This is a genomic window from Cupriavidus consociatus (assembly GCF_017814975.1).
Lineage (GTDB): Bacteria > Pseudomonadota > Gammaproteobacteria > Burkholderiales > Burkholderiaceae > Cupriavidus > Cupriavidus consociatus.
In genome coordinates this window covers 34415-57818 of sequence record NZ_JAGIQA010000025.1, presented here as the reverse complement: position 1 = coordinate 57818, position 23404 = coordinate 34415, and the positions used below count along the sequence as shown (strand labels likewise).

General features: G+C 64.1%; 24 protein-coding genes and 2 pseudogenes. 16 read left to right on the top strand and 10 right to left on the bottom strand.

The window, feature by feature from the left end:
- The first annotated feature begins 225 nt into the window (after positions 1 to 225).
- A complete protein-coding gene (locus J8I82_RS27890; RefSeq protein ID WP_209762078.1) occupies positions 226 to 861 on the top strand; it encodes a response regulator transcription factor in 636 nt (211 codons plus the stop codon).
- Here J8I82_RS27890 and J8I82_RS27885 read toward each other — a convergent pair.
- The gene (locus J8I82_RS27885; protein WP_209762076.1) at positions 858 to 2378 is read right to left on the bottom strand and encodes a sensor histidine kinase; all 1521 of its coding nucleotides are present in this window, start codon (positions 2376 to 2378) and stop codon (positions 858 to 860) included. The two genes, J8I82_RS27890 and J8I82_RS27885, sit on opposite strands and share 4 nt — an antisense overlap.
- Before the next feature lie 251 nt (positions 2379 to 2629).
- Between J8I82_RS27885 and J8I82_RS27880 the strand changes: the two genes are divergently transcribed.
- The 11 genes from J8I82_RS27880 (at position 2630) to J8I82_RS38550 (ending at position 11948) form a co-directional block, all read left to right on the top strand.
- Positions 2630 to 3820, top strand: coding sequence for an acyl-CoA dehydrogenase family protein (locus tag J8I82_RS27880; RefSeq protein ID WP_209762074.1), 1191 nt, complete (start codon positions 2630 to 2632; stop codon positions 3818 to 3820).
- Positions 3821 to 3867: 47 nt separating this feature from the next.
- On the top strand, positions 3868 to 4236 hold the full coding sequence (locus J8I82_RS27875) for a hypothetical protein (protein WP_209762072.1): 369 nt from the start codon (positions 3868 to 3870) through the stop codon (positions 4234 to 4236).
- 3 nt (positions 4237 to 4239) lie between these two features.
- A complete protein-coding gene (locus J8I82_RS27870) occupies positions 4240 to 4782 on the top strand; it encodes a nuclear transport factor 2 family protein (protein WP_209762070.1) in 543 nt (180 codons plus the stop codon).
- Entirely contained in the window at positions 4779 to 5930 is a 1152-nt protein-coding gene (locus tag J8I82_RS27865; protein WP_209762068.1) for an amidase, read from the top strand. The genes J8I82_RS27870 and J8I82_RS27865 overlap by 4 nt, the downstream gene beginning before the upstream one ends.
- Before the next feature lie 17 nt (positions 5931 to 5947).
- Entirely contained in the window at positions 5948 to 7246 is a 1299-nt protein-coding gene (locus J8I82_RS27860; protein ID WP_209762066.1) for an aromatic ring-hydroxylating oxygenase subunit alpha, read from the top strand.
- The gene (locus tag J8I82_RS27855) at positions 7239 to 7739 is read left to right on the top strand and encodes an aromatic-ring-hydroxylating dioxygenase subunit beta (RefSeq protein ID WP_209762064.1); all 501 of its coding nucleotides are present in this window, start codon (positions 7239 to 7241) and stop codon (positions 7737 to 7739) included. Before J8I82_RS27860 ends, J8I82_RS27855 begins: the two co-directional genes overlap by 8 nt.
- A 10-nt stretch (positions 7740 to 7749) precedes the next feature.
- Positions 7750 to 8490 carry an SDR family NAD(P)-dependent oxidoreductase gene (locus tag J8I82_RS27850; protein ID WP_209762062.1) on the top strand — a complete coding sequence of 247 codons (741 nt, stop codon included), beginning with the start codon at positions 7750 to 7752 and terminating at the stop codon, positions 8488 to 8490.
- A gap of 48 nt (positions 8491 to 8538) precedes the next feature.
- Positions 8539 to 9492 (top strand): PDR/VanB family oxidoreductase, encoded by a 954-nt coding sequence (locus J8I82_RS27845; RefSeq protein WP_209762060.1) that lies wholly within the window; start codon positions 8539 to 8541, stop codon positions 9490 to 9492.
- Positions 9493 to 9551: 59 nt separating this feature from the next.
- Positions 9552 to 10472, top strand: coding sequence for a dioxygenase family protein (locus J8I82_RS27840; protein WP_209762059.1), 921 nt, complete (start codon positions 9552 to 9554; stop codon positions 10470 to 10472).
- A gap of 279 nt (positions 10473 to 10751) precedes the next feature.
- Positions 10752 to 10976 carry an SDR family NAD(P)-dependent oxidoreductase gene (locus tag J8I82_RS39690; protein ID WP_431831588.1) on the top strand — a complete coding sequence of 75 codons (225 nt, stop codon included), beginning with the start codon at positions 10752 to 10754 and terminating at the stop codon, positions 10974 to 10976.
- A gap of 189 nt (positions 10977 to 11165) precedes the next feature.
- A complete protein-coding gene (locus tag J8I82_RS38550) occupies positions 11166 to 11948 on the top strand; it encodes a hypothetical protein (RefSeq protein WP_245180181.1) in 783 nt (260 codons plus the stop codon).
- Positions 11949 to 12082: 134 nt separating this feature from the next.
- Here the strand turns inward: J8I82_RS38550 and J8I82_RS38545 are convergent, their stop codons facing one another.
- Positions 12083 to 12310: a hypothetical protein gene (locus J8I82_RS38545; protein WP_245180204.1), complete on the bottom strand. Its 228-nt coding sequence runs from the start codon at positions 12308 to 12310 to the stop codon at positions 12083 to 12085.
- A 92-nt stretch (positions 12311 to 12402) separates the two neighbouring features.
- Here J8I82_RS38545 and J8I82_RS39685 point away from each other — a divergent pair.
- Positions 12403 to 12924, top strand: a pseudogene (locus J8I82_RS39685) (DUF2889 domain-containing protein); the annotation flags it as partial.
- Positions 12925 to 13016: 92 nt separating this feature from the next.
- Here the strand turns inward: J8I82_RS39685 and J8I82_RS27815 are convergent.
- Positions 13017 to 14009, bottom strand: a complete 993-nt coding sequence (locus tag J8I82_RS27815; RefSeq protein ID WP_209762057.1) for a 2-hydroxyacid dehydrogenase — start codon at positions 14007 to 14009, stop codon at positions 13017 to 13019.
- 58 nt (positions 14010 to 14067) lie between these two features.
- Entirely contained in the window at positions 14068 to 15660 is a 1593-nt protein-coding gene (locus J8I82_RS27810; protein ID WP_209762056.1) for an aspartate:alanine exchanger family transporter, read from the bottom strand.
- A gap of 889 nt (positions 15661 to 16549) precedes the next feature.
- On the opposite strand from J8I82_RS27810, the gene J8I82_RS27805 reads away from it, so the two are divergent.
- From J8I82_RS27805 to J8I82_RS27795, 3 genes are all read left to right on the top strand, one after another.
- Positions 16550 to 16831 carry a hypothetical protein gene (locus J8I82_RS27805; protein ID WP_209762055.1) on the top strand — a complete coding sequence of 94 codons (282 nt, stop codon included), beginning with the start codon at positions 16550 to 16552 and terminating at the stop codon, positions 16829 to 16831.
- Positions 16832 to 16990: 159 nt separating this feature from the next.
- On the top strand, positions 16991 to 17392 hold the full coding sequence (locus J8I82_RS27800; protein ID WP_209762054.1) for a GlcG/HbpS family heme-binding protein: 402 nt from the start codon (positions 16991 to 16993) through the stop codon (positions 17390 to 17392).
- 77 nt (positions 17393 to 17469) lie between these two features.
- Positions 17470 to 18279: an SDR family oxidoreductase gene (locus J8I82_RS27795; RefSeq protein WP_209762053.1), complete on the top strand. Its 810-nt coding sequence runs from the start codon at positions 17470 to 17472 to the stop codon at positions 18277 to 18279.
- Between the two features lie 4 nt (positions 18280 to 18283).
- Here J8I82_RS27795 and J8I82_RS27790 read toward each other — a convergent pair.
- The 6 genes and pseudogenes from J8I82_RS27790 to andAd form a co-directional block, all read right to left on the bottom strand.
- Positions 18284 to 18691, bottom strand: a pseudogene (locus J8I82_RS27790) (DDE-type integrase/transposase/recombinase); the annotation flags it as partial.
- A gap of 248 nt (positions 18692 to 18939) precedes the next feature.
- Entirely contained in the window at positions 18940 to 19854 is a 915-nt protein-coding gene (locus J8I82_RS27785) for a dioxygenase family protein (RefSeq protein WP_209762052.1), read from the bottom strand.
- Between the two features lie 14 nt (positions 19855 to 19868).
- The gene (locus J8I82_RS27780; RefSeq protein ID WP_209762051.1) at positions 19869 to 21281 is read right to left on the bottom strand and encodes an MFS transporter; all 1413 of its coding nucleotides are present in this window, start codon (positions 21279 to 21281) and stop codon (positions 19869 to 19871) included.
- Between the two features lie 62 nt (positions 21282 to 21343).
- Entirely contained in the window at positions 21344 to 22567 is a 1224-nt protein-coding gene (locus J8I82_RS27775) for an NAD(P)/FAD-dependent oxidoreductase (RefSeq protein ID WP_209762050.1), read from the bottom strand.
- Between the two features lie 14 nt (positions 22568 to 22581).
- Positions 22582 to 22914 carry an anthranilate 1,2-dioxygenase ferredoxin subunit AndAb gene (andAb, locus tag J8I82_RS27770; protein ID WP_209762049.1) on the bottom strand — a complete coding sequence of 111 codons (333 nt, stop codon included), beginning with the start codon at positions 22912 to 22914 and terminating at the stop codon, positions 22582 to 22584.
- 13 nt (positions 22915 to 22927) lie between these two features.
- A complete protein-coding gene (andAd, locus tag J8I82_RS27765) occupies positions 22928 to 23404 on the bottom strand; it encodes an anthranilate 1,2-dioxygenase small subunit AndAd (protein ID WP_209762225.1) in 477 nt (158 codons plus the stop codon).

The following is a 23404-nucleotide window of genomic DNA, read 5'->3' as shown; positions in this document are numbered from 1 at the left end:
TATCGGCTTCGCTGAAAGCGTAGGGCAATGCTAGGCGTGGCCGCTATTCATGCGAACCACCCGGATTGGCAGGCTAGAGAGAGGCCGTCTACGTGTTTTCTTTATCCTGGTACGCAGCAGGCTTGGTGTACCCTTGACACTTCAAGCACCCGGCCGGGCAGCCTACTCAGATGTGCATCCGCCGCCCCGTTGGTGCGGTACGTCATACACGAAAGCGCCCCCGACATGACTGCTTCCTCGGCTATCGTCTACATCGTCGACGATGACAAAGAACTCCGTACTTCCCTGGCATGGCTCCTCGAGACGGTGTCGGTCCAAGCCGAGTGCTTTGCCGGTGCGCGGGACTTCCTGGCCGCCTACGATCCCAGGCGTCCTGCGTGCCTGGTGCTGGACGTCCGCATGCCCGAGACCGGCGGATTCCAGCTACAGGAAATCCTCAACGCGCAAGGTGCAACGCTGCCGATCATCTTCGTCTCGGCGCACGGGGACATTCCGATGTCGGTGAAGGCGCTGCAGCACGGCGCGATCGACTTCGTCGAAAAGCCCTACAACCCGCAGCAGATGCTCGAGAAAATCCAGGGCGCCCTGAAGCGGGCGGTTCAGTTGCATGACTGCGCCGAGCAGCGCAGGAAGATCCGCGCGAAGCTGGACAAACTCACCGCGCGCGAACAGGAAATCCTGCGTCGCGTGCTGGACGGGAAGGCGAGCAAGGTGATTGCGGACGAACTGCACATCAGCGTGAAGACCGTCGATGTGCATCGCACCAAGATCCGCGAGAAACTCGGCGTGGTGAGCACGGCCACGCTGGTGCGTGAGGTGATGGAGGTCTGGGCGTCGGCTTCGGGCGGCACGTCGGGCTAGCTGGCGGGGCGGCCTGCGGCACGGCGTCCGCGGTCGGCAGGGCTCCCGCACAGTGGCACGGAGAAGGCGAATGACGTGCCGTAGGGCACGCGATTCTGCGCCCAGATGTCGCCGCGATGCCGCGACACGATGCTCTTGCAGAGCGCGAGCCCGATACCGTTCCCACCCGGCTTGCCGGAGAAGAATCCGTCGAAGATGCGCTGACTGTCGGAATGCGGCAGCCCGCGCCCCTGATCGTGCACCGTGAGGATCGCCTTGTCGTCGTCGGCGCAGGTTTCGATGCGCAGCGTGCGGCGGTCGCTGGGGAGCGCAGCCATCTCCTCAATGGCGTTGAACGCGATATTGAGGATCACCTGACCGATCAGGACCTTCTCGCAACTGATCGGCAACGGGTCGGTGGCTAGCGCCAGCTCGAGCCGCACATCCGCTTCCTCGCACTTGAGGGAGATGAAATACGCGCTGTCGTTGACGATGTCGTTCAGGTTCGCCCGCACCTCGGCCTGTTCGAGCTTGACGACATACTCGCGCATGCTCTTGATGATCAGCGACGCGTGCTCCACCTGGCGCGCCGCCGCCTCGAGCCCGAAGCGGATCGGATGCGGATCGGCATGGTTCTGCGCCAGTCGCAAGGAAGCGCCTTCGATGAAGTTGCGCGTCGCGGAGAGAGGCTGGCTCAGCTCGTGCGCGATGGTCATCGCCATTTCCCCCATGGCGTTGTAACGGGCGAGGTATTCGATCTCCCGCTCCCGCTCGCGCTCCAGGGATTCGGCCGCGACCTGCGCGGTGACGTCGCGGAACAGCAGCAGGTAGCCGCTGACATCGTCCTCGATCTCTACGTAGCGCATGGCCGCCTGATGCCACTGCAGCTCCCCCGTCGCGGTCCGCACGCGGTACCGCGTGGAAAAGGAGCCCCGGGTGGCCGCATCCGGCGGCACGTTGTCGCGCAGTAAAGGCATCAGGGGAACTTCGCAGAAGGTGTCAAACGTCGCCCCGAGCACGTCTTCCTCGGCACGCCCGAGGATCCGGCACCCGGATTCGCTGACGTACACCACGGTCCCGCCCCGATCCACCACCAAGACGCCTTCGGCCAGGTCATGCATGAACTCCCTGAGCCGGCTTTCCGAGCGCCGCAGCTCGCGCTTCAGCGCCTCCTCCCCCGAGATGTCCCGGAATTGCACCATCAGCACGTCACGGCACTCCAGCGCCACACGCGTGGCGATGGCCTCCGACAGGATCTCGTTGCCGTTCTTTGCCCGGTAGCACCATTCGATCACGCTCTGGCCCGTCCGGGCCGCGTCATCCAGCCATTTGAGCCCCACCTCACGCCGGTACTTCGCCGCGCTGCTGGTCATGTCGGGTGCCTTAAGCGCCGGAAACTCTTCCAGCGTAAAGCCCAGTGTCTCGCGCGCCGCGCGGTTCGCCCAGAGGATGGATTTCGTCTCCACGTCATGGAGGATCACGCGCAGAGTCAGCGCCTCGACCATGCGACAGAAGTCGTCTTTGCCGAATGAGTACATGGTGGTTCCTGCGCGCGGAAGCTCGCCCGGAGGCCACGGCCGCGCCGGTGAATAGATCCATCCCGAAGCGTACCGCCTGGAGAGCCCGACCCGTATAGGTATTTCCTTTACCCGGCCCCGGGAAACCGTGCGGCAATGCACGCCTCGCTCCAATTGTTTGGCCCCCTGGGCCGTCGCTAGACTGGTTTCAACGGTCCACACCGTCAGAGCCGGTTCCCGGAGCCGGCCCACGCCATCCACAGGAGACAACCATGTTGCATTCCGCCGTGTCGGAACGCCTCCTCAACCAACACCCCGGCATCGCTGCGCCCCAGGCCGCCGATGCCGGGCCGCGCCCGGACCTGCTCGCCCGCGTACTGGACGAGGTCCGCGCCCGCCGGGATGAATTCGACGCGAAGCGGCACGTGCCGCGGGATATGGTATCCCGCCTGAAGGAGCTCGGTGTTTATCGCGCCGCCACGCCGCGGTGCTTTGGCGGCGATGCACGGTCGCCGTCTGAATTCCTCAAGCTGATCGAGACCATCTCCGAGGCCGACGGCTCCGCCGGATGGGTCGCGAGCTTCGGCTCGGCCGCGGTCTACCTCGCCGCCCTGCCCCGCGACACCCTCGCCTGCCTCTACGCAAATGGGCCGGACATCGCGTTCGCCGGTGGCCTGTTTCCCATCCAGCCAGCCGAGAAGGTCGATGGTGGCTGGCGCGTCAACGGGCTGTGGAAGTTCGCGAGCGGCTGCAAGGGCGCCGACATTCTCGGCGTGGGCATCGGCGCGGGCGACGGCGGCAAGCCACGCACGGCCGTGCTGATGCCCGAGGATGTGGAGATCGTCGAGAACTGGGAAGTGATTGGGCTGCGCGGCACCGGCAGCCATGATCTTCGCGTCAGGGACGTATTTGTCTCCGACGCGTGGACCTTCGTGCGCGGCGGCACGCCTTCCGTCGACGAACCGCTCTACCGCTACCCCTCCCTCGCCTACGCGGCGCAGGTACTGGCGGTGGTCAATCTTGGCGTCGCCCGCGCGGCGCTGGATGAGGTGTCGCGGATGGCCGGCGGCCGCACCGGCATTACCGGCGCGCCGAAGATGGCCGACCGCCCATACCTGCGCATCTCCGTGGCCAAGGCGGAAGCCGAGCTGCGGTCAGCGCGCGGCTTCTTCTACGAGACCACCGAGGCGGCCTGGGATTCGATCCTGAAGGGCGACGCCGTCTCTGCCGAACAAACCAGCCTGGTGCGCCTTGCGGCAGTGCAGGCCACGCGCGCGGGCGCATCCGCTGTGCAGGCAGCCTACCTGCTCGCGGGCACGGCCGCGATCTACGACGGGCACCCGCTGCAGCGCTACCTGCGCGACGCGATGGTCGTGACCCAGCACGCGTTCCTTGGCGAAGGACTGTACGACGCCGCCGGCGCCGTATGCCTGGGCGTGCCCCCCATGCCGGGGTACATCTGACCCGCTACATCGTCCCGCCTTCCACCCCAGAACCACCCGGAGTCCTCATGTCGCAACCTGCCCAAACTCCCCTGCGCGTCCTCTTCTGCATCGGCATCACCCAGAACTTCTTCGACTTGCCGACGGGCCAGGGCATCGAAGTGTGGAAGGGATTCAGCGCCATGATGAAATCCATGGCGGCACTGCCCGGCGTCACGATCCTCGGCGCCATCGACGATGACCGCCTGATGGTCGGCCCCTCCACCACGTCGCCATGGACCGTCTACATCATGGCCGACGTCGTGGACTATGCAACCGTCGTCGCCGCCTGCAACCTGTTCCGCACCACGCCGGTCGGCGAGCATAGTCTGTGGCGCTACGCCAAGATCGAAGCGCGCGTGGGTCGCGCGCTCGAAATCCCCGCCGAGGCGGCCTGAGCCATGACGCAAGCGCAGTGTATCGCGCAGTCCGGCGAGACCGGCGCCGCCGCGAGTCTCCTGGCAACCCGGCTTGCCGCGCTCGAAGCCCAGAACGCGGCGCGGTGCGCGCTGTCCCGTTACATGTCGTTGTGCGACGTGCCGGCGCCGAACGATGCGCGTGACGGCGAACTGGAAGCGCTGTTCACCGGCGACGCCATATGGGAAGGCGTCGGTGCCGAGTACGCCACGGGGTTCGGCCGGCACGTCGGACCGGCCGCCATCGGCGACTTCCTGCGCGGCTACCTTCCGCCCTCGCCGCATTTCCTGCGCAACGTGCACTTCCTCACCAGCGAAGCGATGGCCGCGGAAGCGGGCGTTGTGCGCGGCCACTGGATCATGCAGCAGCTATCGGTCTATGCCGGCGGGAAGACCGCACTGATTTCGGCACGACTGGCCGTCGAATTCGCGGTCGACACTGACGGAACCGCCCGCATCACGCATTTCCAGACGGAGCGGTTGTCGTGCCTGGAGGTCGCGCTGGCGCACAAGGAGACGTCGCGATGACCGCCTTCGTCTCACGCATCCGACTGGGGGGCTCCGGTCCCGCCATCGCCATCAAGGATTCCATCGACATCGCGGGCTACCCCACGGCCGCGGGCAGCCGGGCGCTGCGCGACGCCTCGCCCGCTGCCGAGCACGCGGAAGTGGTGGCCCGGCTTCTCGATGCCGGCTGGTCCATCGTCGGCAAGACCACGATGCACGAACTCGCCTTCGGTATCTCGGGCATCAACGACTTCGCCGGCACACCGGTCAACCCCCAGGCTCCCGATCGCATTCCGGGTGGCTCTTCCAGCGGCTCCGCCGCCGCGGTAGCCGCCGGCGAAGTGCGCATCGCGCTGGGCACCGATACCGGCGGATCCATCCGCATGCCCGCAGCCTGTTGCGGGGTCGTTGGCCTGAAGCCGACCTTTGGCCGCGTCAGCCGCCGGGGCGCGCATCCGGCCGAGTCCTCGCTCGATTGCGTTGGCCCCTTCGCGGATGACGTCGGGGGCATCGTCGCCGCGATGGCGGTGATTGCGCCGGGCTTCGACGCATTGCAGGCGCACGGTTTCGGGCGGTCCTTCCGCATCGGCCTGCTGGACGATGTGCAGGCGGACCCCGCGATTCTCGAAGCCGTCGCCAGTGCGCTACGCAAGTCAGGCTTCTCCGCGCAACGTGTCCGACTCGACGGCATGGGGGCCGCCTATGAGGCCGGCATGCAGATCATCAGTGCCGAGACCTGGGCGGCCTTCGGCCACCTGACCGGCTTGGGTGCACTGCAGCCCGATGTCGAGCAACGCCTGCTGGCCGCCTGCCACGTCGGGCGCGACGATCTGCTGCAGGCCGAAGTCGTGCGCCATGCATTCATGGCGCAGGTCGACGCCGTGCTCGACGAAGTCGACGCCATCGTGCTGCCCACGCTTCCCGGATTGCCCCCGACCCTTGCCGCAGTCCGCGAAGGGGCGCCGATCCTCGGCCTGACCTCGCTGGTGCGGCCCTTCAACCTGAGTGGCCATCCCGCACTCACCCTGCCCGTGCCGCTGCCCGGCGTCCCCGGCGTCACCATCAGCGCGGGGCTCCAGATCGTCGGACGCAAGCGTGACGACGAGACGGTCTGCGCCATCGCAACCCGGATCGAGCGCGCCGTCGCTGCCGATGGTGCCTCCCACTGAACCCACGGAGTACTAGCATGTGTTCCCACGATACCCACGATAGCTACCAGCCGCTGACCTTCGCGGCAAAGCCTGAGCAACTGGTGCAGGCGGACCGCGTGGACGGTTCGATGTACTACGATCCCGGCCTGTTCGAGCTCGAGCAAGAGCGCATTTTCTACAAGACCTGGATCTGGGTCGCGCACGAGAGCGAGATCCGCAACCCCGGCGACTTCAAGACCACGAAGATTGGCCGCCAGCCCGTCATTGTCGTGCGCGACAAGACCGGCGCCATCCGCGTGCTCGAGAATCGCTGCCGCCATCGCGGCGCCACGGTGTGCGAGAAGTCGAAAGGCAACGCCACCGGTTTCACCTGCCCGTACCATAGCTGGTCCTACGGCCTGGACGGCAAGCTGCGCGCCCTGCCCTATCCCGACGGCTACGAGGACATCCTCGACAAGACAGAACTGCCGCTGCGCTCGCTGCGCGTGGACAGCTACGCCGGCATGGTCTTCGCCAGCTTCAACCAGGATGTGGAACCGCTCGGCGACTTCCTCGGCGAGGCAAAGCGCTGGATCGACCTGTTCATGAAGCAAGGCGCGGGCTACCCCATCAAGACGCAGGGCGAACACAAGTTCCGCTTCCGGGGCAACTGGAAGATCCAGCTCGAGAACACCACCGACGGCTACCACTTCCCGATCGTCCACAAGTCGTGGATGTCGTCGGTGGATGAAGAGACGTCCGAGATGCTGTCCTTCATGACCGACGAAAAGGCGGTCACCCACGCGCTGGGCAACGGCCACAGCGTGATGGTGATGGTGCCGGGGCACGTCGACCTCGACCAGGACGACGGCACGGAGCCGTTGCAGGAACGCTTCGCGCACGTGACCGAGGCACTCTCAAAGGAGATGCCGGCCGAGCAGGTGCGCCGCATCGTCCGTTCGCTGCATGGCGCGGGCTTCAACCTGAACCTGTTTCCCAACGTCGCGATGTCGATGGCCTTCTTCCGCGTGCTGCATCCGATATCGGCGACGGAAACCGAGATTCGCCACATTGCCCTGGGCATGGACGGCGGCCCCGAGGTCGCCAACCGCGAACGGCTGCGCATCCATGAGCACTTCCAGGGCCCCTTCGGCTTCGGCAGCCCTGACGACGCCGAAGCCTGGGAGCGCGTGCAGCGCGGCTCGTACGCCGGCAAGGATGTGCCGATCCTGGTCAACCGCGGCCTGAACCGCGAAATCGTCGCCGACAACGGCGACAAGATCTCGCACGCCACCGACGAAGGCGGCATGCGTGAAGCCTACCGCATGTGGAAAAGGATGATGAGCGATGAATAAGCCCAACGAACTGTCCATGGTCTCGCCCTCGCTGCAGCTTGCCGCCGAGTTCATCTGGCGCGAGGCCGAATTGCTCGACTGCAAGAACTATCAGCAATGGGCCAGACTGTGGAGCGACACCGGCCACTATGTGGTACCGATCGATCCGGACACCACCGACTTCGAGGCCACGCTGAACTACGCCTACGACGACGCGCGCATGCGTGCCATGCGCATCAAGCGCCTGACTTCCGGCAACTCCGTATCGGCCGTCGATGCCGCCCGTACCGTGCGCACCGTTTCGCGCTTCACCGAGGTATCGCGTTCGGCCGACGTCATCGAGGTCAGCTCGGCGCAGGTCCTGGTTGCCTACAAGCGTGAGATCCACACGCTTTTCGCGGCAGACCTGACACACCGCCTGCGCTTCACGCCGCAAGGCATCCGCCTGGAACAGAAGGTGGTGCGCCTGATCAACTCCGCCGACAGCCTGAACGCTCTCGGATTCCTGCTGTAGGAGGCGTCTCATGAAACGAGTTGCCCTGATCACCGGCGCCGCGCGTGGCCTCGGCGAAGTCATCGCGCGCAGCATGCACGCCGCCGGCTACCGGGTGGCGCTTGGCGACCTCGACCTCCGTGCGGCATGCGCCGTCGCCGATTCGCTGGACCGCTCCGGCGAATCGGCCATCGGCCTTGCCCTCGACGTGACCGACAAGAGCGCCTTCGAGTCGGCCCTGGCGGCATTGCAGGCGCGCTGGGGCGGCACCGATGTGCTGGTCAACAACGCGGGCAAGTCCAAAGTGTCGGCGCTGATGGACATCAGCCCCGAGGAGTTCGACCAGGTCGTGGCCATCAACCTGCGTGGCACCTTCGTCGGCTCGCAGGTGTTCGGCGCGCATTTCGCGCAGCGCGGCTTCGGCCGCATCGTCAACATCGGATCGCTCGCCGGGCAAAGTGGCGGCACCGCAACTGGCGCGCACTACGCTGCGGCAAAGGGCGGTGTCGCGATCCTGACCAAAGTATTCGCACGCGAGCTCGCTGCGCATGGGGTGACCGTGAACTGCGTCTCGCCTGGTCCGCTGGACCTGCCGATCGTGCACGAAACCGTGCCGGCGGACCGGCTCGACGCAATCCGCCGGTCGATCCCCGTCCAGCGGCTTGGGTCGCCCGAATATGTGGCGGAAGTCGTGCTGCTGCTGGCCGCCGACTCCGCGGGCGCGGTCACGGGAGCCAACTGGGACGCGAACGGCGGCCTCCTGATGCGCTGATCTTGCGCGCGAAAACTGGTTCGAGGTAGTTAGTCTGGAAGGGTAGTCATGTACAAAGTCAGAGTCGAAAAGGTTGTGGAAGAGGCAGTCGGCATCCGCTCATTCCGCCTCGTGCCCTGTGATGGCGCGGCGCTTGAGCCCTATGAGCCGGGGGCTCACGTCGACGTGCTCGGGCCGACCGGCGTCACACGCCAGTATTCCCTGTGCAGCCCGCCCGACGATACGTCAGCCTACCTGATCGCAGTGAAGCGCGAGGACGCCTCGCGCGGAGGCTCCGCCGCGCTGCACGAGAGAGTGCAGGAAGGCGCGGAATTATCGATCAGCGCCCCGCGCAATCTCTTCAGCCTCGCGACGGGGGCCAGTGAATACCTGCTGTTAGCCGCCGGCATCGGCATCACGCCGCTGCTGAGCATGGCGTACCGTTTGAACCGGCTCGGCCATCCGTATCACCTGCACTACTTTGTGCGCTCGCGGGAGCATGCCGCCTTTGTCCATCTCCTGGAGTCCGAAGCGTTCGAAGGCAAGGTGACGTTCCACATGGCCAAGGAGCGCGATGCTGTAGGGCAAGTGCTTGCCGGCTGCATGGCGAATGCAGCGCCGGGCGCGCTCGCCTATACCTGCGGACCGGCTGCCTTCATGCGCCGCGTCGTCGAGGAGGGCGAGCGCAGCATTGGGCCAGATGCGGTTCACCTGGAGCACTTCCAGGCCGATCCCGAGGCGGCGAGTCTTCCCGCCGGAGCCTTCGAGGCCGAACTGGCGCAGAGTGGACAGGTCATTGTCGTCCCGGAAGGCATTTCGCTCGTCGATGCCCTGCAGGCAGCGGGTTGCGATATCGACACCGAATGCCGCGAAGGCATTTGCGGCACGTGCGTGGTGCCCGTGATCGCGGGCGAGCCGGATCACCGCGACAACTGCCTCTCCAAGAAGGAGAAGGCGTCCAACAAGCAGATCTGTGCCTGCGTGTCGCGCTCGCGCACGGCCCGGATCGTTCTGGATTTGTAGCACGGCGGCCTTGCGGCCGCTTCCAACCATCAATACCCCAAACAAAAGGAGACTCCATTATGGCTGAAATGAATGCCGCACAGCTTCTTGAGCTGGTGAACAGCCGCCGCATCGGCAAGGACGGCAACGAGCGCGTGCGCGCCATCACCGCACGCATCCTCGGCGACCTGTTCCGCACCATCGACGAATTCGACGTCAATCCGGATGAATTCTGGGCCGCCGTCAAATGGCTGACCCGTCTGGGCCAAGCCGACATGATCGGCCTCATCACCGCCGGTCTTGGCTTCGACCGCCTGCTCGACATCCGTGAGGATGAGGCCGATCTGGCTGCCGCACGCGCTTCCGGCACGTCGCGAGCCATCGAAGGTCCGCTCTATGTGCCCGGCGCCCCGCTGTCGCGCAACGAGGTTCGTCTCGACGCTGGCAACGAGAACAAGGGCACACCGTTCGTCATGGAAGGCCAGGTGCTTGGCATCGACGGCCGGCCGGTGCCGCACGCCGTGGTCGACGTCTGGCACTGCAATGAATTCGGCCGCTACTCGCACTTCGACCCGTCCCAGCCGGATTACAACCTGCGTCGCAGAATCGAGACCGACAATCTCGGTCGCTATCGCTTCCGCAGCTTCCTGCCGCCGGGTTACGCGATTCCGCCCAACAGCCCCGTATCCGAACTCTTCGATCTGTTGGGCCGTCACGGCAACCGGCCCGCGCATATCCACTTCCTCGTTTCCGGTGAGGGCAAGCGTGCGCTGACCACGCAGGTCAACACTCCGGGTGACACCTACCTGAACGACGATTTCGCCTTTGCAACGCGTGACGGGCTCATCGTGGAGCTTGAGCAGGTAAAAAGCGCGGCAGGATACGAGTCGCTCGAAATCACCGCCCCATTTACCCGAATCCGCTTCGACTTCCGCTTGCAGGATGCGGCGAACGAACGCGAGGCGCTTCCCGCCAGTCGGTACGAGACCGAACGTGGCTAAGGCCCTGCAGCGACGAAGGTTATTCCGGTAGCCGCTTTGCCATCCTAGTCGCTCGCTGTGCCGCTTCAGCATAGCGAGCGACAGACGGGCCGCAACATGGACAAGCTGCGGTCGGCCTTTTCCGGTCTCGACATCGACCGCCTGGTATTGGTCAAACTGGACGTCACCGAAAGGCGCAGGCCGAAGAGGCCATCCGTCTGGCGGTCGCGCGGTTTGGCCGGGTCGACGTGGTCGTCAACAACGCCGGTGTCGCCATCCTGGGTTATCGAAGCGCTCTCGGTGTCGGATTTCGAAAGACAGCTCGCGCCGAACCTGTATGGCGTCATAAACGTGTTGCATGCGGCCTTGCCGGTGATGCGCAAGCAGCGGTCCGGCCACGTTATCAACATCAGTTCCATGGCCCGGTGCGGCTGGTGGAAAGCAGGGCTCGGCCTACAGCGCGAGCAAGTTCGCACTCGAAGGCCTGTCGTGAAGTGTAGACCGGGTCTCCCGCACTTTGTGTGACGACCCAGTCAAGGGCTTGATTTCCGGCCAGTTTGGCCGTACGTTGATCGTTACCATGAGGCAAGTTCTCGGTGGAATCGAACGTATTCTCGCCCGTGTGGGCAAGCGCTTCGTCTCCAGCGAAGTGCAAGGGGGGGGCGTCTGAGCGCTCAGCGACGCGCCAAGCGGCTAGCGTTGTATAAGGAGGTGATGGCGCTACGCGCCCAGGGCGGCACGATCAGAGGAATCGCGCGCGAACTCTCAATCAGCGCAGGAACCGTGCAGAAGTACGTCAAGGCCGGAGCAGTCCCCGAGCGCGCACTCAAGGCGCGGGGTCCGACGCCTTTGGATCCCTATCGCGACTATATCGAGGAACGAATCATCCAGAGCTGTCGCTTTCCTGAACTGATCTGGCAAGAAATCAAGCAGCGCGGATATAAGGGCAGTCCCGCCTGCGTGCAGAGTTGCGTGACCCGCCTCCTCTTTCCGCTGGGCAAGACCCCGCTTGTCCTGAAGCCCACGATGCCGATGCCGTCGGCCCGGCGCGTGTTCGGATGGCTAGTCGGATGGAGGAACCTCGCCATCGAGGAGCCAAAAAGCGCGGAGCATGAGCGGTTCGTGAAGGCGCTACGCAGGATCGAACCCGTGGTGGGCGAGGTCCGCAATCTCGCGCGGGAGTTTCTCGGACTCATGCACCGGCGAAGTGTGCTGCATTTCGATCGATGGTTGAAACGTTTGTCGTGCTGCGACGCTGAGGAAATGCGTCGGTTCGCGCAAAGCCTGAGCTCCGACTTACCGGCTGTGCGGGCCGCATTCAAGTTGCCATGGAGCAATGGCCAGACCGAGGGTCATGTCGGCTCAAGCTCCTTCTATGAGCAGTGGTTTGTCAAGTCCTTTACAAACTGGCTAAATCACGAGGGGGGACCGGCCAATCAAATTTTCCTACATGCAGGCACAAGGCTGAAGCCGTTTGTGTGCGCGCGTCAGACGTGACGTCTGACCACCTTCTATCCGCCGGCTTGGCCGGCCTCATCCTGCATGCGCATTACGCCGGAATCATCAACCAGGAACATGCCCCATCTCAATAGATCGGTTGCGTCAGCAACCCAGGAGCTTGACGGGCAAGTTCACCTCAGACCCTTCTCCAGCGCCGCGAGTTGCTGCTGTGCCAGCGCGAGCCGTTCGCACTCGCGCAGCAGCCGCTCGCGCATTTCGGGCGGCAATTGCGGTCGTATGCACCGCAGGCTGCTCGCGGTGCCCGTCTGTAACGCGACCTTCCACTTCGCGGCCGCCAGTTCGAGCGACACCGCCAACACCCCATCCTCGGTACCCGTGTATGCCTGATCTGTACGCATGATGCTCCTGTGAGCCAAGCACGACACGCTGATTTTAAGCATCGGCGCTTGTCGACGGTCCCCTGTCTCATAGGATCTCAAGCACCAAATGTATGGCCGCGCAAATATCGAGCTTCTGCGGCTGCGGGTGTTGGAGCCAAATAAACCGGCCTGCTTTGTTCTACAGGCCCCGCCAGTCCGGTCGCGATCGCAGGCACGTGAGTTCGTGTGGCCACGGCGAGGCTGGCGGGCTCGCCCACGTTAATCAGAAAGAGGAACGGTTGGTAGTGGGGCGGGAAAAGCGACGACAAGGTCCTCCACGCGAGTTTGCCGTCGTCACACAAATTGCGGAAGACCCAGTCTTACTTCTCTTCACGGAAGTCGAAGGCGAGATGAAGGACAGCAAGACCGCGCCCTGGCCTAGCAGGGAAAGCGGTGAGCAACCGCCCGACGTGCCGATTCACCACATGCGGGTCCGCATCACGCTGGACGACACCTATACCGTCAGGGCCGTCGCAGCAGCGCTGCCTTCCATCCCGTTTCCCGAATGCACCGGGGGCATGCCGCCGCTGCAAGGCCTGGTTGGCGCTAGCATCGCGCGCGGCTGGCGCAAGGCGCTCGAAATCACGTTGAGCGGCACCAGGGGCTGCACGCATCGGCGCGAACTGCTGTTCAATCTGGGTACCGTAGCCTACCCCCGAGCCGGGGTTCCTCACTGCCTCCAAATTCATGCGCTGACCTCGTTCGTCAGTGCCAGGCCGGACTCGAATTCGGTCATGCTGCGCAGGGTCGTCCGGCAGATCGTCGACACGGCTTCCCGCGTGAGAAAGGCCTGGTGTCCGGTCACGATGACGTTTGGGAACGAGACCAATCGCTGCATCACGTCGTCGGCGATGATAGTGCTGGAGAGATCACGAAAGAACAGATCGGCTTCCTGCTCGTACACGTCCAGTGCCAGCCCACCAAGTTGTCGGCTCTGCAGTGCGTCGATTGCGGCCACGGTATCGAGCAGGCCTCCGCGGCTGGTATTGACCAGCAGTGCCCCGGGCTTGGCGCGCGCCAGTGCGTCGGCATTGATGATGTGGTGAGTCTGCGGAGTCAGTGGGCAATGCAGGGAAATAATGTCCGCACTGGCGCCGATTTCGCCGGGTTGGGCGTAGCGGCCGCCTAAGGCTTCGAATTCCGGTGAGGGTAACACATCATAGCCGATCACTTCGCATCCGAAGCCAAGCATGATGCGGGCAAATACCCGACCGATCTTCCCGGTGCCGACCACGGCGACGGTCTTGCCGCAGAAATCGAACCCCATCAGGCCATCGAGCGAGAAATTGAAGTCCCGCGTGCGATTGTAGGCACGGTGAATCTTCCGGTTGATAGCCAGCAGCAGGGCCACGGCATGCTCTGCCACCGAGTTGGGCGAGTACGTGACGACTCGCACCACCTTCATGTCGAGACCCGCTGCGGCGCCAAGATCGACATTGTTGAATCCGGTGCAGCGCAGCGCAATTAGTGACGTGCCGCCACGCCGGAGCACATTGAGCACGGCTGCATCCGCGACATCGTTCACGAAAATACAGACTGCTCCATGACCAGCGGCCAGACTGACAGTATTGATGTCAAGCTGAACATCGAAGAAGTCGAGCTGATGGCCTTCGGCAACATTGGCGGCGTCAAGATACTCTCGGTCGTAGGGCTTGGCGCTGAATACGGCAACTTTCATCGCTTCTCTCCGGGTCGGAATGAGGTCCCGGGGCTTCGGGCAGAAATGCCTGTTTGCCCTAACCGCCAGCCAGGACCATGGCAATCTCCACGAACAGGATCTTGGTAACCGTCATCGAAGGAAAGATCATGGCGTAGCCGATATCCGGCTGCTCCGTGGGCGCTACGCGGTTGGCGAACGCCAGAATTGCCGGATTTCCGGTCGCTCCGCAGATGACGCCCGCTGCCACATCGAAGGGCATCCTGAAGATCCACAGGCAAGCCAGTGCCGTGACCAGCACAAGCACCAGGACAATGAGCAGGCTGTAGAAAAGCAGCGAAGCGCCGGTGATGGCAATGGTCGAGAAGAACTTAGGCCCTGAGGATATTCCCACCTGTGCCAGGAAAATGGTAAGCCCGAGATTGCGCAGCACCAGGTTGGCAGAAAGCGGCATGGTCCAGACGAGCGGCCCCAAACGACGGATCTTTCCCAGATAGAGCGCAACCAGCAGCAGTGCGGCCAGTCCGAGGGTCAGCTTGCCAGCGCCCGGGACCGGCAGCGGAATCATGCCCGCCAGCAGGCCCACCGCCGCGCCAATGCCGATGGAAATGAAGCTCAGCTCTGCGGTACCTTTGATGGAGTCGCCGAAAAACTTGCGCATGGTCTTGGTGTGGGCGCGATTCACTAGCAGCCCGACCCGATCCCCTACTTCGAGGATGAGCTCGGGGCTTGGCAGCATGTCCGCGTCGCCCCTGCGTACCTGGACGATCGAACTTGCGATGCCATCAGGAAAGCGGATATCGCGCAGCGCAAGCCCGACCACGGCACGGCTTGAGGCAAACAGGCGGACATAGTCAAGGTCCTCGCGATGACTGCTCATCCGGCCTGGCTGCAACTCTCCCATCAGGCCAGCGGCTTCCTGAAGCAATGCGGGCTCGGTGGACGTCGCCAGCAGAACGTCGTCCGTGCGCAGGACAAGGTCTTCCGTTGGCAGCTGGTTATGGTGCTCGCGACGCACCGCCGCAATGGCCAGCCCCGCTGGCAGGCGCGCCTTCAGCTGGGAAAGCGTGAGGCCGACGAGCTTCGGGTTGCGCAGGGAAATCTCGGCAGTCTCAATGATCTTTGCCGCTGGCGCCTCGATTTTCGCTTTAAGCACCGCACCGAGGACATATAGAATCAGGATCGGGCCCGCCACACCGAACGGGTATGCCACGCTGTAGCCAACCGCCGCGCCATCGCCCTTCATGGCCGCAATGATGGCCTGCAATGTCGCCGTGCTGGTCCCGGTGCCGGCAAAGATGCCCAGCGACTCATCGAGCTTCAGCCCGAACAGCGGAACCAGCGCCAGCGACGCCATTCCGGCACCAATAACCCCCAGGGCCGCGGCGGCATTGGCCTTCAGTCCCCGGATACTGGTCAGCCCCTCGAAGAACTGGGCGCCGTACTGGATGCCGATGCCATAGAGGAACAGCAGCAGGCCGAGAGTCCCGACCAGCGGGGGCGGTGCCGCTTTGGGTGCGAACCCCCCGATTGCCAAGCCGACAAATAGCACGGCGCCGGACCCCAGCGCAACGCCCTTGATATTAATGTCGCCGACAACGTAACCCAGTGCAACCGTGAGGAGCAAAGTGAACAAGGGCTGGGTTTCGAATAAGACCCGGACTGCGTCCATTGCCAGTTCCTTCTAGCCGGAAGATCAGCGGGACAGGCCGGTATGGCTTGCGGAAATAGATGGGCGGGGAGCACCGCGCTCCTCGCTCAGGGCCTGAATATGCAGCGTAGGTCAATTGTGCCGGACGTCAAATCGATTCCACGGTTGCGGTGCCGGGCATAGGACGGCTGCTCGCCAGACGGATGAGGCATGCCACATGCCGCAAGCGGCGCAAGAGCCCCCACACAGCTTCTCCGTGAGTACGGCCAGTGAGCTTCAGGCAAGGCGAATTTTACTTTCACGATCGTGAAAGTACGTCCGAGCCTACCCTGAGCAGGCCCGGCGGGACATCACGAACACAAACCCACTTGCCTGCTGGCTCCCATTCTTTGTTGGGTTTGCTCGCTTGGCGATTAATTGCATTTTCTTCCAGACAGCCTTGATTTCAGCGCGTATTGAAGAACGAGGTTTGTGCGACCCAGGCTCAGCATTCGTTCGACCGTTGCATTTTTTCGCTCGGCATTCATGCGCCTGTATCGTTCCCATGCGAAGCAAGATCCCGGTGAGGCGTTGCGTGCGCTCTTTGAAGCAGCTGATCAAAATTACCAACGTAATAGAGATTCCAGTACCAGGTCGTTTCAAGCTTGCCGGGATGTTGCTCGCACATGGAAAAGGCACGTCCAATCGGAATTCCGAGGTCGGATCGATTGGCAACCGCCTGTTGTGAACCTCGATCCTATCCGATTGGCTTCCGCGGCAGAAGCCGATTCACAACTAGTAGTTGTTATTGAATCAGAATTCATCACTCTAGTGTGATGAGCGGTTGGCTCCTACATTGGTCCTAACGGCGACGCACCCGATCCAGCGAAGCCGCAAACGAGCGTTCTTTCACCCGTCTTAGGAGCTGATCATGATTTCCGGACTCGCCCGTGCTGTTGTTGTTGCTTCGATGACCCTGACCATTGGTGCCGCGCTACCTGGCGGCTACGCCCACGCAGCAGATGTTGTGATAGCCGGCATGGACCGCACAGGTGTCTCCGCGTCGCCCGCCCGCAAGTTCGATGTGTTCGCAGACGGTGCGCGTGTCGGTGCATACGACCCGTATTCCGATGGCGCCCGCATCGGCAAGTACAACCCCTACGCCGACGGTGCCCGTATCGGCAAGCCCGATTCGTTCACGGAAGGCATCTGACGTCGTCGCGGGCGTGGAGATTCTCTCTCCCGCACCTCCTATCGCAATCAAGCGACAGCCGCCGCAATCGGCGAGCAGCGGCCCGAATGGAGGCCATCTAACCTTGCATCCAAGAATCGAGGTGAATCCCTCCCCCGATCCGCAACCGGAGAATGAACCATGATCACTACGCAACAGGCCCAGGCGCTGATTGCCGCAGCCGAGGCTCATGCAGGCACCCTCGGCGTGTCGGTCAACATCGCCGTGCTCGACGCCGGCGCACACCTCAAGGCGTTCGTTCGCCAGGACGGTGCGATGCTCGGCTCGATCGACATTGCCTTGTCTAAGGCGCGCACGTCGGCGCTGTTCCGCCTCCCCAGCGAAGCCCTCTGGGAGTACGCCAAGCCCGGCGGGCCGTCGCCGGGACTGGGGAACAGCAATGGTGGACTCACCGTGTTCCCCGGTGGGCTGCCATTGCTCGATGCACAGGGAGCCCTGATCGGAGCCGTCGGCATCTCCGGCGGCGCACCGTCGCAAGACTTGGAGATCGCGCAAGCCGCCGCCGCTGCGCTCTCTGCCTAATCGGCAACACCCGCCAGGCAAGTCCACTCCACCCAATTGACTGTTCTCAACCCGTAATCACTTGAAGGAGCACCATCATGAGCACCAAGAAGACCATCCTCATCACCGGCGCAGGCTCCGGATTCGGCAAGGCTGCCGCCATCGGAATCGCCAAAAACGGCCACAACGTCATCGCTACCGTGCAAGTTTCGCCGCAGGTCACGCCGCTGCGCGAGGAGGCCAAGGCCCTGGGCCTGGACAACCTGCGCGTGGAACGCCTGGACCTGACCGACCCCTACGACATCCTGCAGGCGCAGTCTTGGGACTTCGATGTCCTGTGGAACAACGCCGGCCAAGGCGAAGCTGGCCCAGTCTGGGAAATTCCTCTTGACCTGGTACGCCGCAACTATGAGATCAACGTGTTCCTGCCGTGGCTGCTGACCCAGGGCGTGGTGCGGAAGTGGATCGACCAGGGCGTCAAGGGCAAGGTGGTGTTCACCTCGTCGATGGGCGGCCTGTTCACCCCGGCCAATTGGGGCACCTATGTCTCCACCAAGCACGCACTTGAAGCCTTCGCCGAGGCGCTGCAGCAGGAGGTCGACAAGTACGGCATCAAGGTGCAAACAATCAACCCTGGTGCCTATTACACCGGCTACAACGAGACCATGGCGGACAACCCGTTCCGCTGGCTGGACGAGAGCAAGCACCTGACCCGTCGTGCAGAACTGCGGAAGGGGTTCGACGACTTCTTCGCCACGCCGGAAGGCAAGATGGACCCACAGGAAATGATCGACCGCATGATCGAGATCGTGCCGGCCGAAAGCGGCAAGTTCCGCAACGTGGTCCCCAAGGTGATCGAGGACATGCTCAAGGCGCATCAGACCGGCGCCTGGGACAACACCATCTGATGCGTCATGGACTATTCGCATACGAGGAGAACCTCCTGATTTCGTCCCCGGAAAAAGCCTTCACCGCAGCAAGTAGGCAACAACGGGACAACTTGTCTATCGGGCGACGAGCCGGCTCCAACACAAGGAGCATCAGCTCGATGCCGGCGATCGTAACGGCGACATTCCTGAAGCGTTTGAAGCCGAGCATCGCATTGACCCTGGACTTGATGTTGCGATGATCCTGCTCGATCAGGTTGTTCAGGTATTTCGATGATCGCAACGTCGTGTCCCCGGGCAGCAACTGGTCAGCCTTCATTTCGCGCACCGCACGATGAGACGCCGCGTAGCCATCCAGCGTGATGGTGTTGGGGGCGAGCTCCTGATGCTTGATCGCCTTCGCGAGGAAGGCCTTGGCTGCCGCGACATCACGCTCATCCGCAGCATTATTTGCGCATTCGTGGTACTGCCGTTCTCCGGCGCGACTACGCCCTGTCGGCATTGCGTTGATCAGTGCCGCCGGTATCGTTGCCCATCGCCTTGCAATGGAGCCCACCCGAATCGCTTTGCCGATGTCCCATAGACGCAAGGCACGCCGGCCGAGTAGCCGGCGTCTTTGACGCGCTCAGGCGCCGGCAACGTCCTTCCTCTTGATCGGCGAGCCTACAGACGGCAGTACCGTCAGGAAGCTGTCTGGTATCGGCTGGCAGCGATGGTTTCCGAGTCGTTCAGTGCCTCCTGCAGCAGGAAGTCAAAGTGCACGAGGGTGAACGGCCCGGTCACACCAAGGGAAGAATACTCTGGAGACGGCTCCGCCTTCTCCATTGACACGACCAAGCCGTCGCGCGTAGCAAAAGCGAAATCGTCGTCGAGAAAGGTGTCGCCCGGGATGTTGACCTGCGTTGTCAGCGCCCGCTTGCCACCGCCCGAGACAAGGAAATGGATATGGGCGGGGCGGTTGCCGTGCCGGCCCAGCAGGCCGAACAGTTCGGAAACCGGGCTGTTCGGCGGAATCGCGTAGCCGGGCGGCAGGAAGCTGCGGAAGCGATAGTTGCCGTCGGCATCCGTCTCGATGCGCCGGCGCAGGTTGTAGTCGGGCTGGCTCGGGTCGAAGTGCGAATAGCGGCCCAACTCGTTGCAATGCCAGACATCGACCACCGCGTGTGGCACCGGCTTGCCGTCCAGTCCGAGCACGCGGCCTTCCATCACGAAAAGTTCGCCCTTCCCTTCGTTACCTTCGTCGAGGCGCACTTCGCGCTGGGACAGTGGCGCGCCCGGCACGTACAGCGGCCCCTCGATGGCGCGCGGTGTGCCTTGCGAGCGCCCTGCGGCCTCGTCGGCCTCTTCTTCAAGAATGTCGAGCAGGCGGTCGAAGCCTAGGCCCGCGGTGATCAGGCCGACCATATCGGCCTGGCCCAGGCGGGTCAGCCATTTCATGGCGGACCAGAACTCGTCGGGCGTAACCTGGAAGGACTCGATGGTGCGGAACAGGTCGGCAACGATACGGCTAGTAATTGCACACACACGTTCATCGCCTGCGCTGACCCGGCTGGAGTTGACCAGGGTCAGCAGTTCGGAAGGGGTGTATTCGGCCATGATGCGGGATCTCCTCAGGTGTTGGAATTCGCGGGGTGTTGCGGCACTTCATTCATGCCGGCGTTGTGGGTGGCCTCGCCGGGTCCGGTGAGTGCCGATGCGGAACGACCGTGGTCGATCATCAGGACAGCCAGCGCCGCCACCAGTGCGGGCACGGCGATGGCCATGAAGTTCTGTTCGAGCGGCAGGCCCATCGACACCAGGAAGCCGATCAGGATCGGCGCGAGGATGGCGCCGCCCCGGCCCATGCCCAGGGTCCAGCCAATGCCCGTGGCGCGGATGTTGACCGGATAGAACTGGCCGGCATACGCACAGCCGACGATCTGCGTGCCGATGGTCGAGGCCCCGGCAAGCGCCACCAGCAGGTATAGCCCGGCAGTCGGTACGGGATGTCCAAGCAGCGTGATCGACACGGCGGCCAGCACGTACATGCCGATCAGCACATACTTGATGTGGAACCTGTCGGCCAGCCATCCGCCGCCGATGGCGCCGATCATGCCGCCGAGGTTGAGCACCAGCACGAAGGTCAGCGCGGAACCGAGGCTGTAGCCGGCACTGGCCATCAGCTTGGTCAGCCACGAGCTGAGCGCGTAGACCATGAACAGGCACATAAAGCAGGAAAGCCAGAACATCAGCGTGCTCAGCGCGCGCCCTTGGTGAAAGAGCTGGCCGATGGGCGCCGCGGCGGCGGCATCTGCCGAACCGACGGCGCCATCGGTGCCGGCGACGATGAAGCGGTCGCCGGCTTCCGCGCGGTAGTTCGGGTCGATGCGCTGCGCCAGCCGCCTGAGGTCGTCGGTTCGGCCCCTGCGGATCAGGAACGGTACCGATTCCGGCATCCATTTCAGGATCAGCGGGATCAGCAGGACCGGCAGCCCGGCGGCCAGGAACACCGATTGCCAGCCGTAGCTCACGATCAGGTTCTTGCCCAGCACGGCCGCCAGCATGCCGCCGACCGAGTAGCCACTGAACATCAGCGTCACCATGGTGCTGCGCACGCGGCGTGGCGCGTATTCGGTCATCTGCGCGATCACGTTCGGCATGACGCCGCCGATGCCGATACCCGCCAGGAAGCGCGCCGCGCCGAACAGCAGCGGGTCGCTGCAAAGGCCCGCGGCGGCGGTGAACACGCTGAACAGCCCGACGCAGACCGCAATGGCAAGCCGCCGGCCGATCCGCTCGGATATGGTGCCTAGCAGGATGTTGCCGAACATCATGCCGAACAGCGCGGTACTGACCAGGAAGCCCGCCTGGCTCGCCTCGATCTGCATTTCCTTCATGATCAATGGCAGGGCGATCCCGGCGACGGCTAGGTCGTATCCGTCGAAAACGATGATCAAGGCGCACCAGCCCAGTACGCCATAGTGGAAGCCATTGAGCCTGGCCTCCCCGGCCATTCTCTGTATGTCTATGTCGATCTGCCGCATGTCTGTCTCCGTCTTTGTATGTATTGGACGTGATCGTCTGCTACGCTCGCCTGCGGACAAGCTCAGAGCTTGGCCAGGGACACGCCCGGATCGGCCAGATCCTGCGCCCTGACCTGCGTCCGTTTCTCTATCAGGCGGCGGGCGAACCGCAGTTCGCGCGCCGCATTGCCGCCAAGCGCGGCCATGACCCGCTCGCCTTCCAGGTAGAAAAACACGAAGCTGCCGGCCGCCGGGTCGCCACGCACCACCACCTCATGTGTTGGCGACGGTACGCCGTAGATTTGCACGTTGGTGCCGTGCTGGTCCGACCAGAACCAGGGCAGCGGGTCGTAGTGGACATCGCGTCCCAGCGCGGACCTGACCGCGGCGATGCCCTGCTCCTGCGCGTTCTGCCAGGACTCCAGCCGCAGGCGGCGGCCGGCCCAGCTGTTGGGCGTGACAGCGACGTCGCCAGCGGCGAAGATGTCCGGGTCCGTGGTGCGGCACTGCGCGTCGACCAGCACGCCGCCTTCGCAGTCCAATCCGGCCGCACGGGCCAGTTCGTCGTTGGGCACCAGGCCGATGCCGACCACCGCGGCGTCGCAGGTGATGCTGCGGCCGTCGGACAGCACCACATCGAGCCCGCCCGTAGTACGCGGCGCGAAGCTCGCCACCGCCGCGCCCAGCAGCACTTCGACGCCCTTTGCGGCATGCATCGCATGCAGGTGCGCGGACATTGCCTCGGGCAGGCTGCGCTCGCACAGCCTGCCCATGGTCTCGATCACGGTCACCTCGGCGCCGCGCTGCCGCGCCGTCGCCGCGACTTCCAGGCCGATCCAGCCACCGCCCACCACCGCCACGTGTGCATCGCGCTGCAGCACCGGGCCCAGCCGCCGGGCGTCGTCGATGGTGCGCAGCGTATGCACGCCCGGCAAGCCGGCGCCCGGCACGTCGAGTTCGCGCGCCCTTCCGCCGGTGCAGAGAATCAGCTTGTCGTAGCCAATCGCGCGGCCGTCGGCGAGCATCACCTGCTTCGCAGTCCGGTCGAGGTTTACCACCCGCGCACTGGCCAGCCATTCGACCGACATGGCGGCCATGGCGGCCGCATCGAGCAGATGCACGCTTTCCGGGGCCACCTCGCCGGCGAGTACCGCCTTGGAGAGCGGCGGGCGCTCGTACGGCGGATGGGACTCGTCGCCGATCAGCACCACGCGGCCGTCAAAGCCCTCGTCGCGCAGCGTGCGCGCGGCCCAGCCGCCGGCCTGGCCGGCGCCGATGATCACAATGGTGGTGGGTTCCGTATGCATGGCAACGCCCCCGTTCACGAGATCGCCACCACGGCGGGCAGCACCTGGATCCGCACCCGCCCCTCCGCCACCTGCACCGGATAGGTCTGGACCGGCGTCGTGCACGGCGCCTTGCGCGCCTCGCCGGTGCGCAGGTCGAACAGGCCCTGGTGCAGCGGGCATTCGACGCAGCCGTCCTCGACAAAGCCCTCGGACAGGGGCACGCGCTCGTGCGTGCACAGGTCGTGCAGGGCAAACAGTTCCTCGCCGACGCGGAACACCGCGATCGACACGCCCGCCGCCTCGACGGCGCGCGGCTCGTCCTCGATGAATTCGTCGGCTCCGCCGACGTCGTGCCATTGGCTCATGATGATGCCCTCCTCAGATCGGCGTGGCCAGCAGGGTCTGGACGCGCGAGGTGTCGTAGACCACCCGCTTTTCGCGGTAGCGCCATGCGCCGTCCTGCCTGACGACGGTGTCGCGGTAGATGCCGGCCTGGTAGACGACCGAGTCGCCCGCCGCGCCGGTGTTGACGACGATATAGCTCGATACCGTGCGCACCTCGTCTTCGGTCGCGGACTCGATCACCAGCCCGCCCAGCGCATGCCGGTAGCCGTGCGCTTCGTAGATGTTGGCGTGCCGCAGCGCGACGATGCGGTCGCGCATCATCTTCTGGTTGCGGCAGTGGATGATCGGCGCAGGCAGGCCACGGTCCGCGTTCTCGCGCGAGATGATGGTGTAGGTGCCATCCTCGGTGAAGAAGCCCGGCCAGGTCTCGAGCAGGTCGTTGTCGATGGCGTGGACATAGCGGCTTTGCAGCGCGCTCAGTTCCATCCAGAGCTGCAGGTTGTTTTCCAT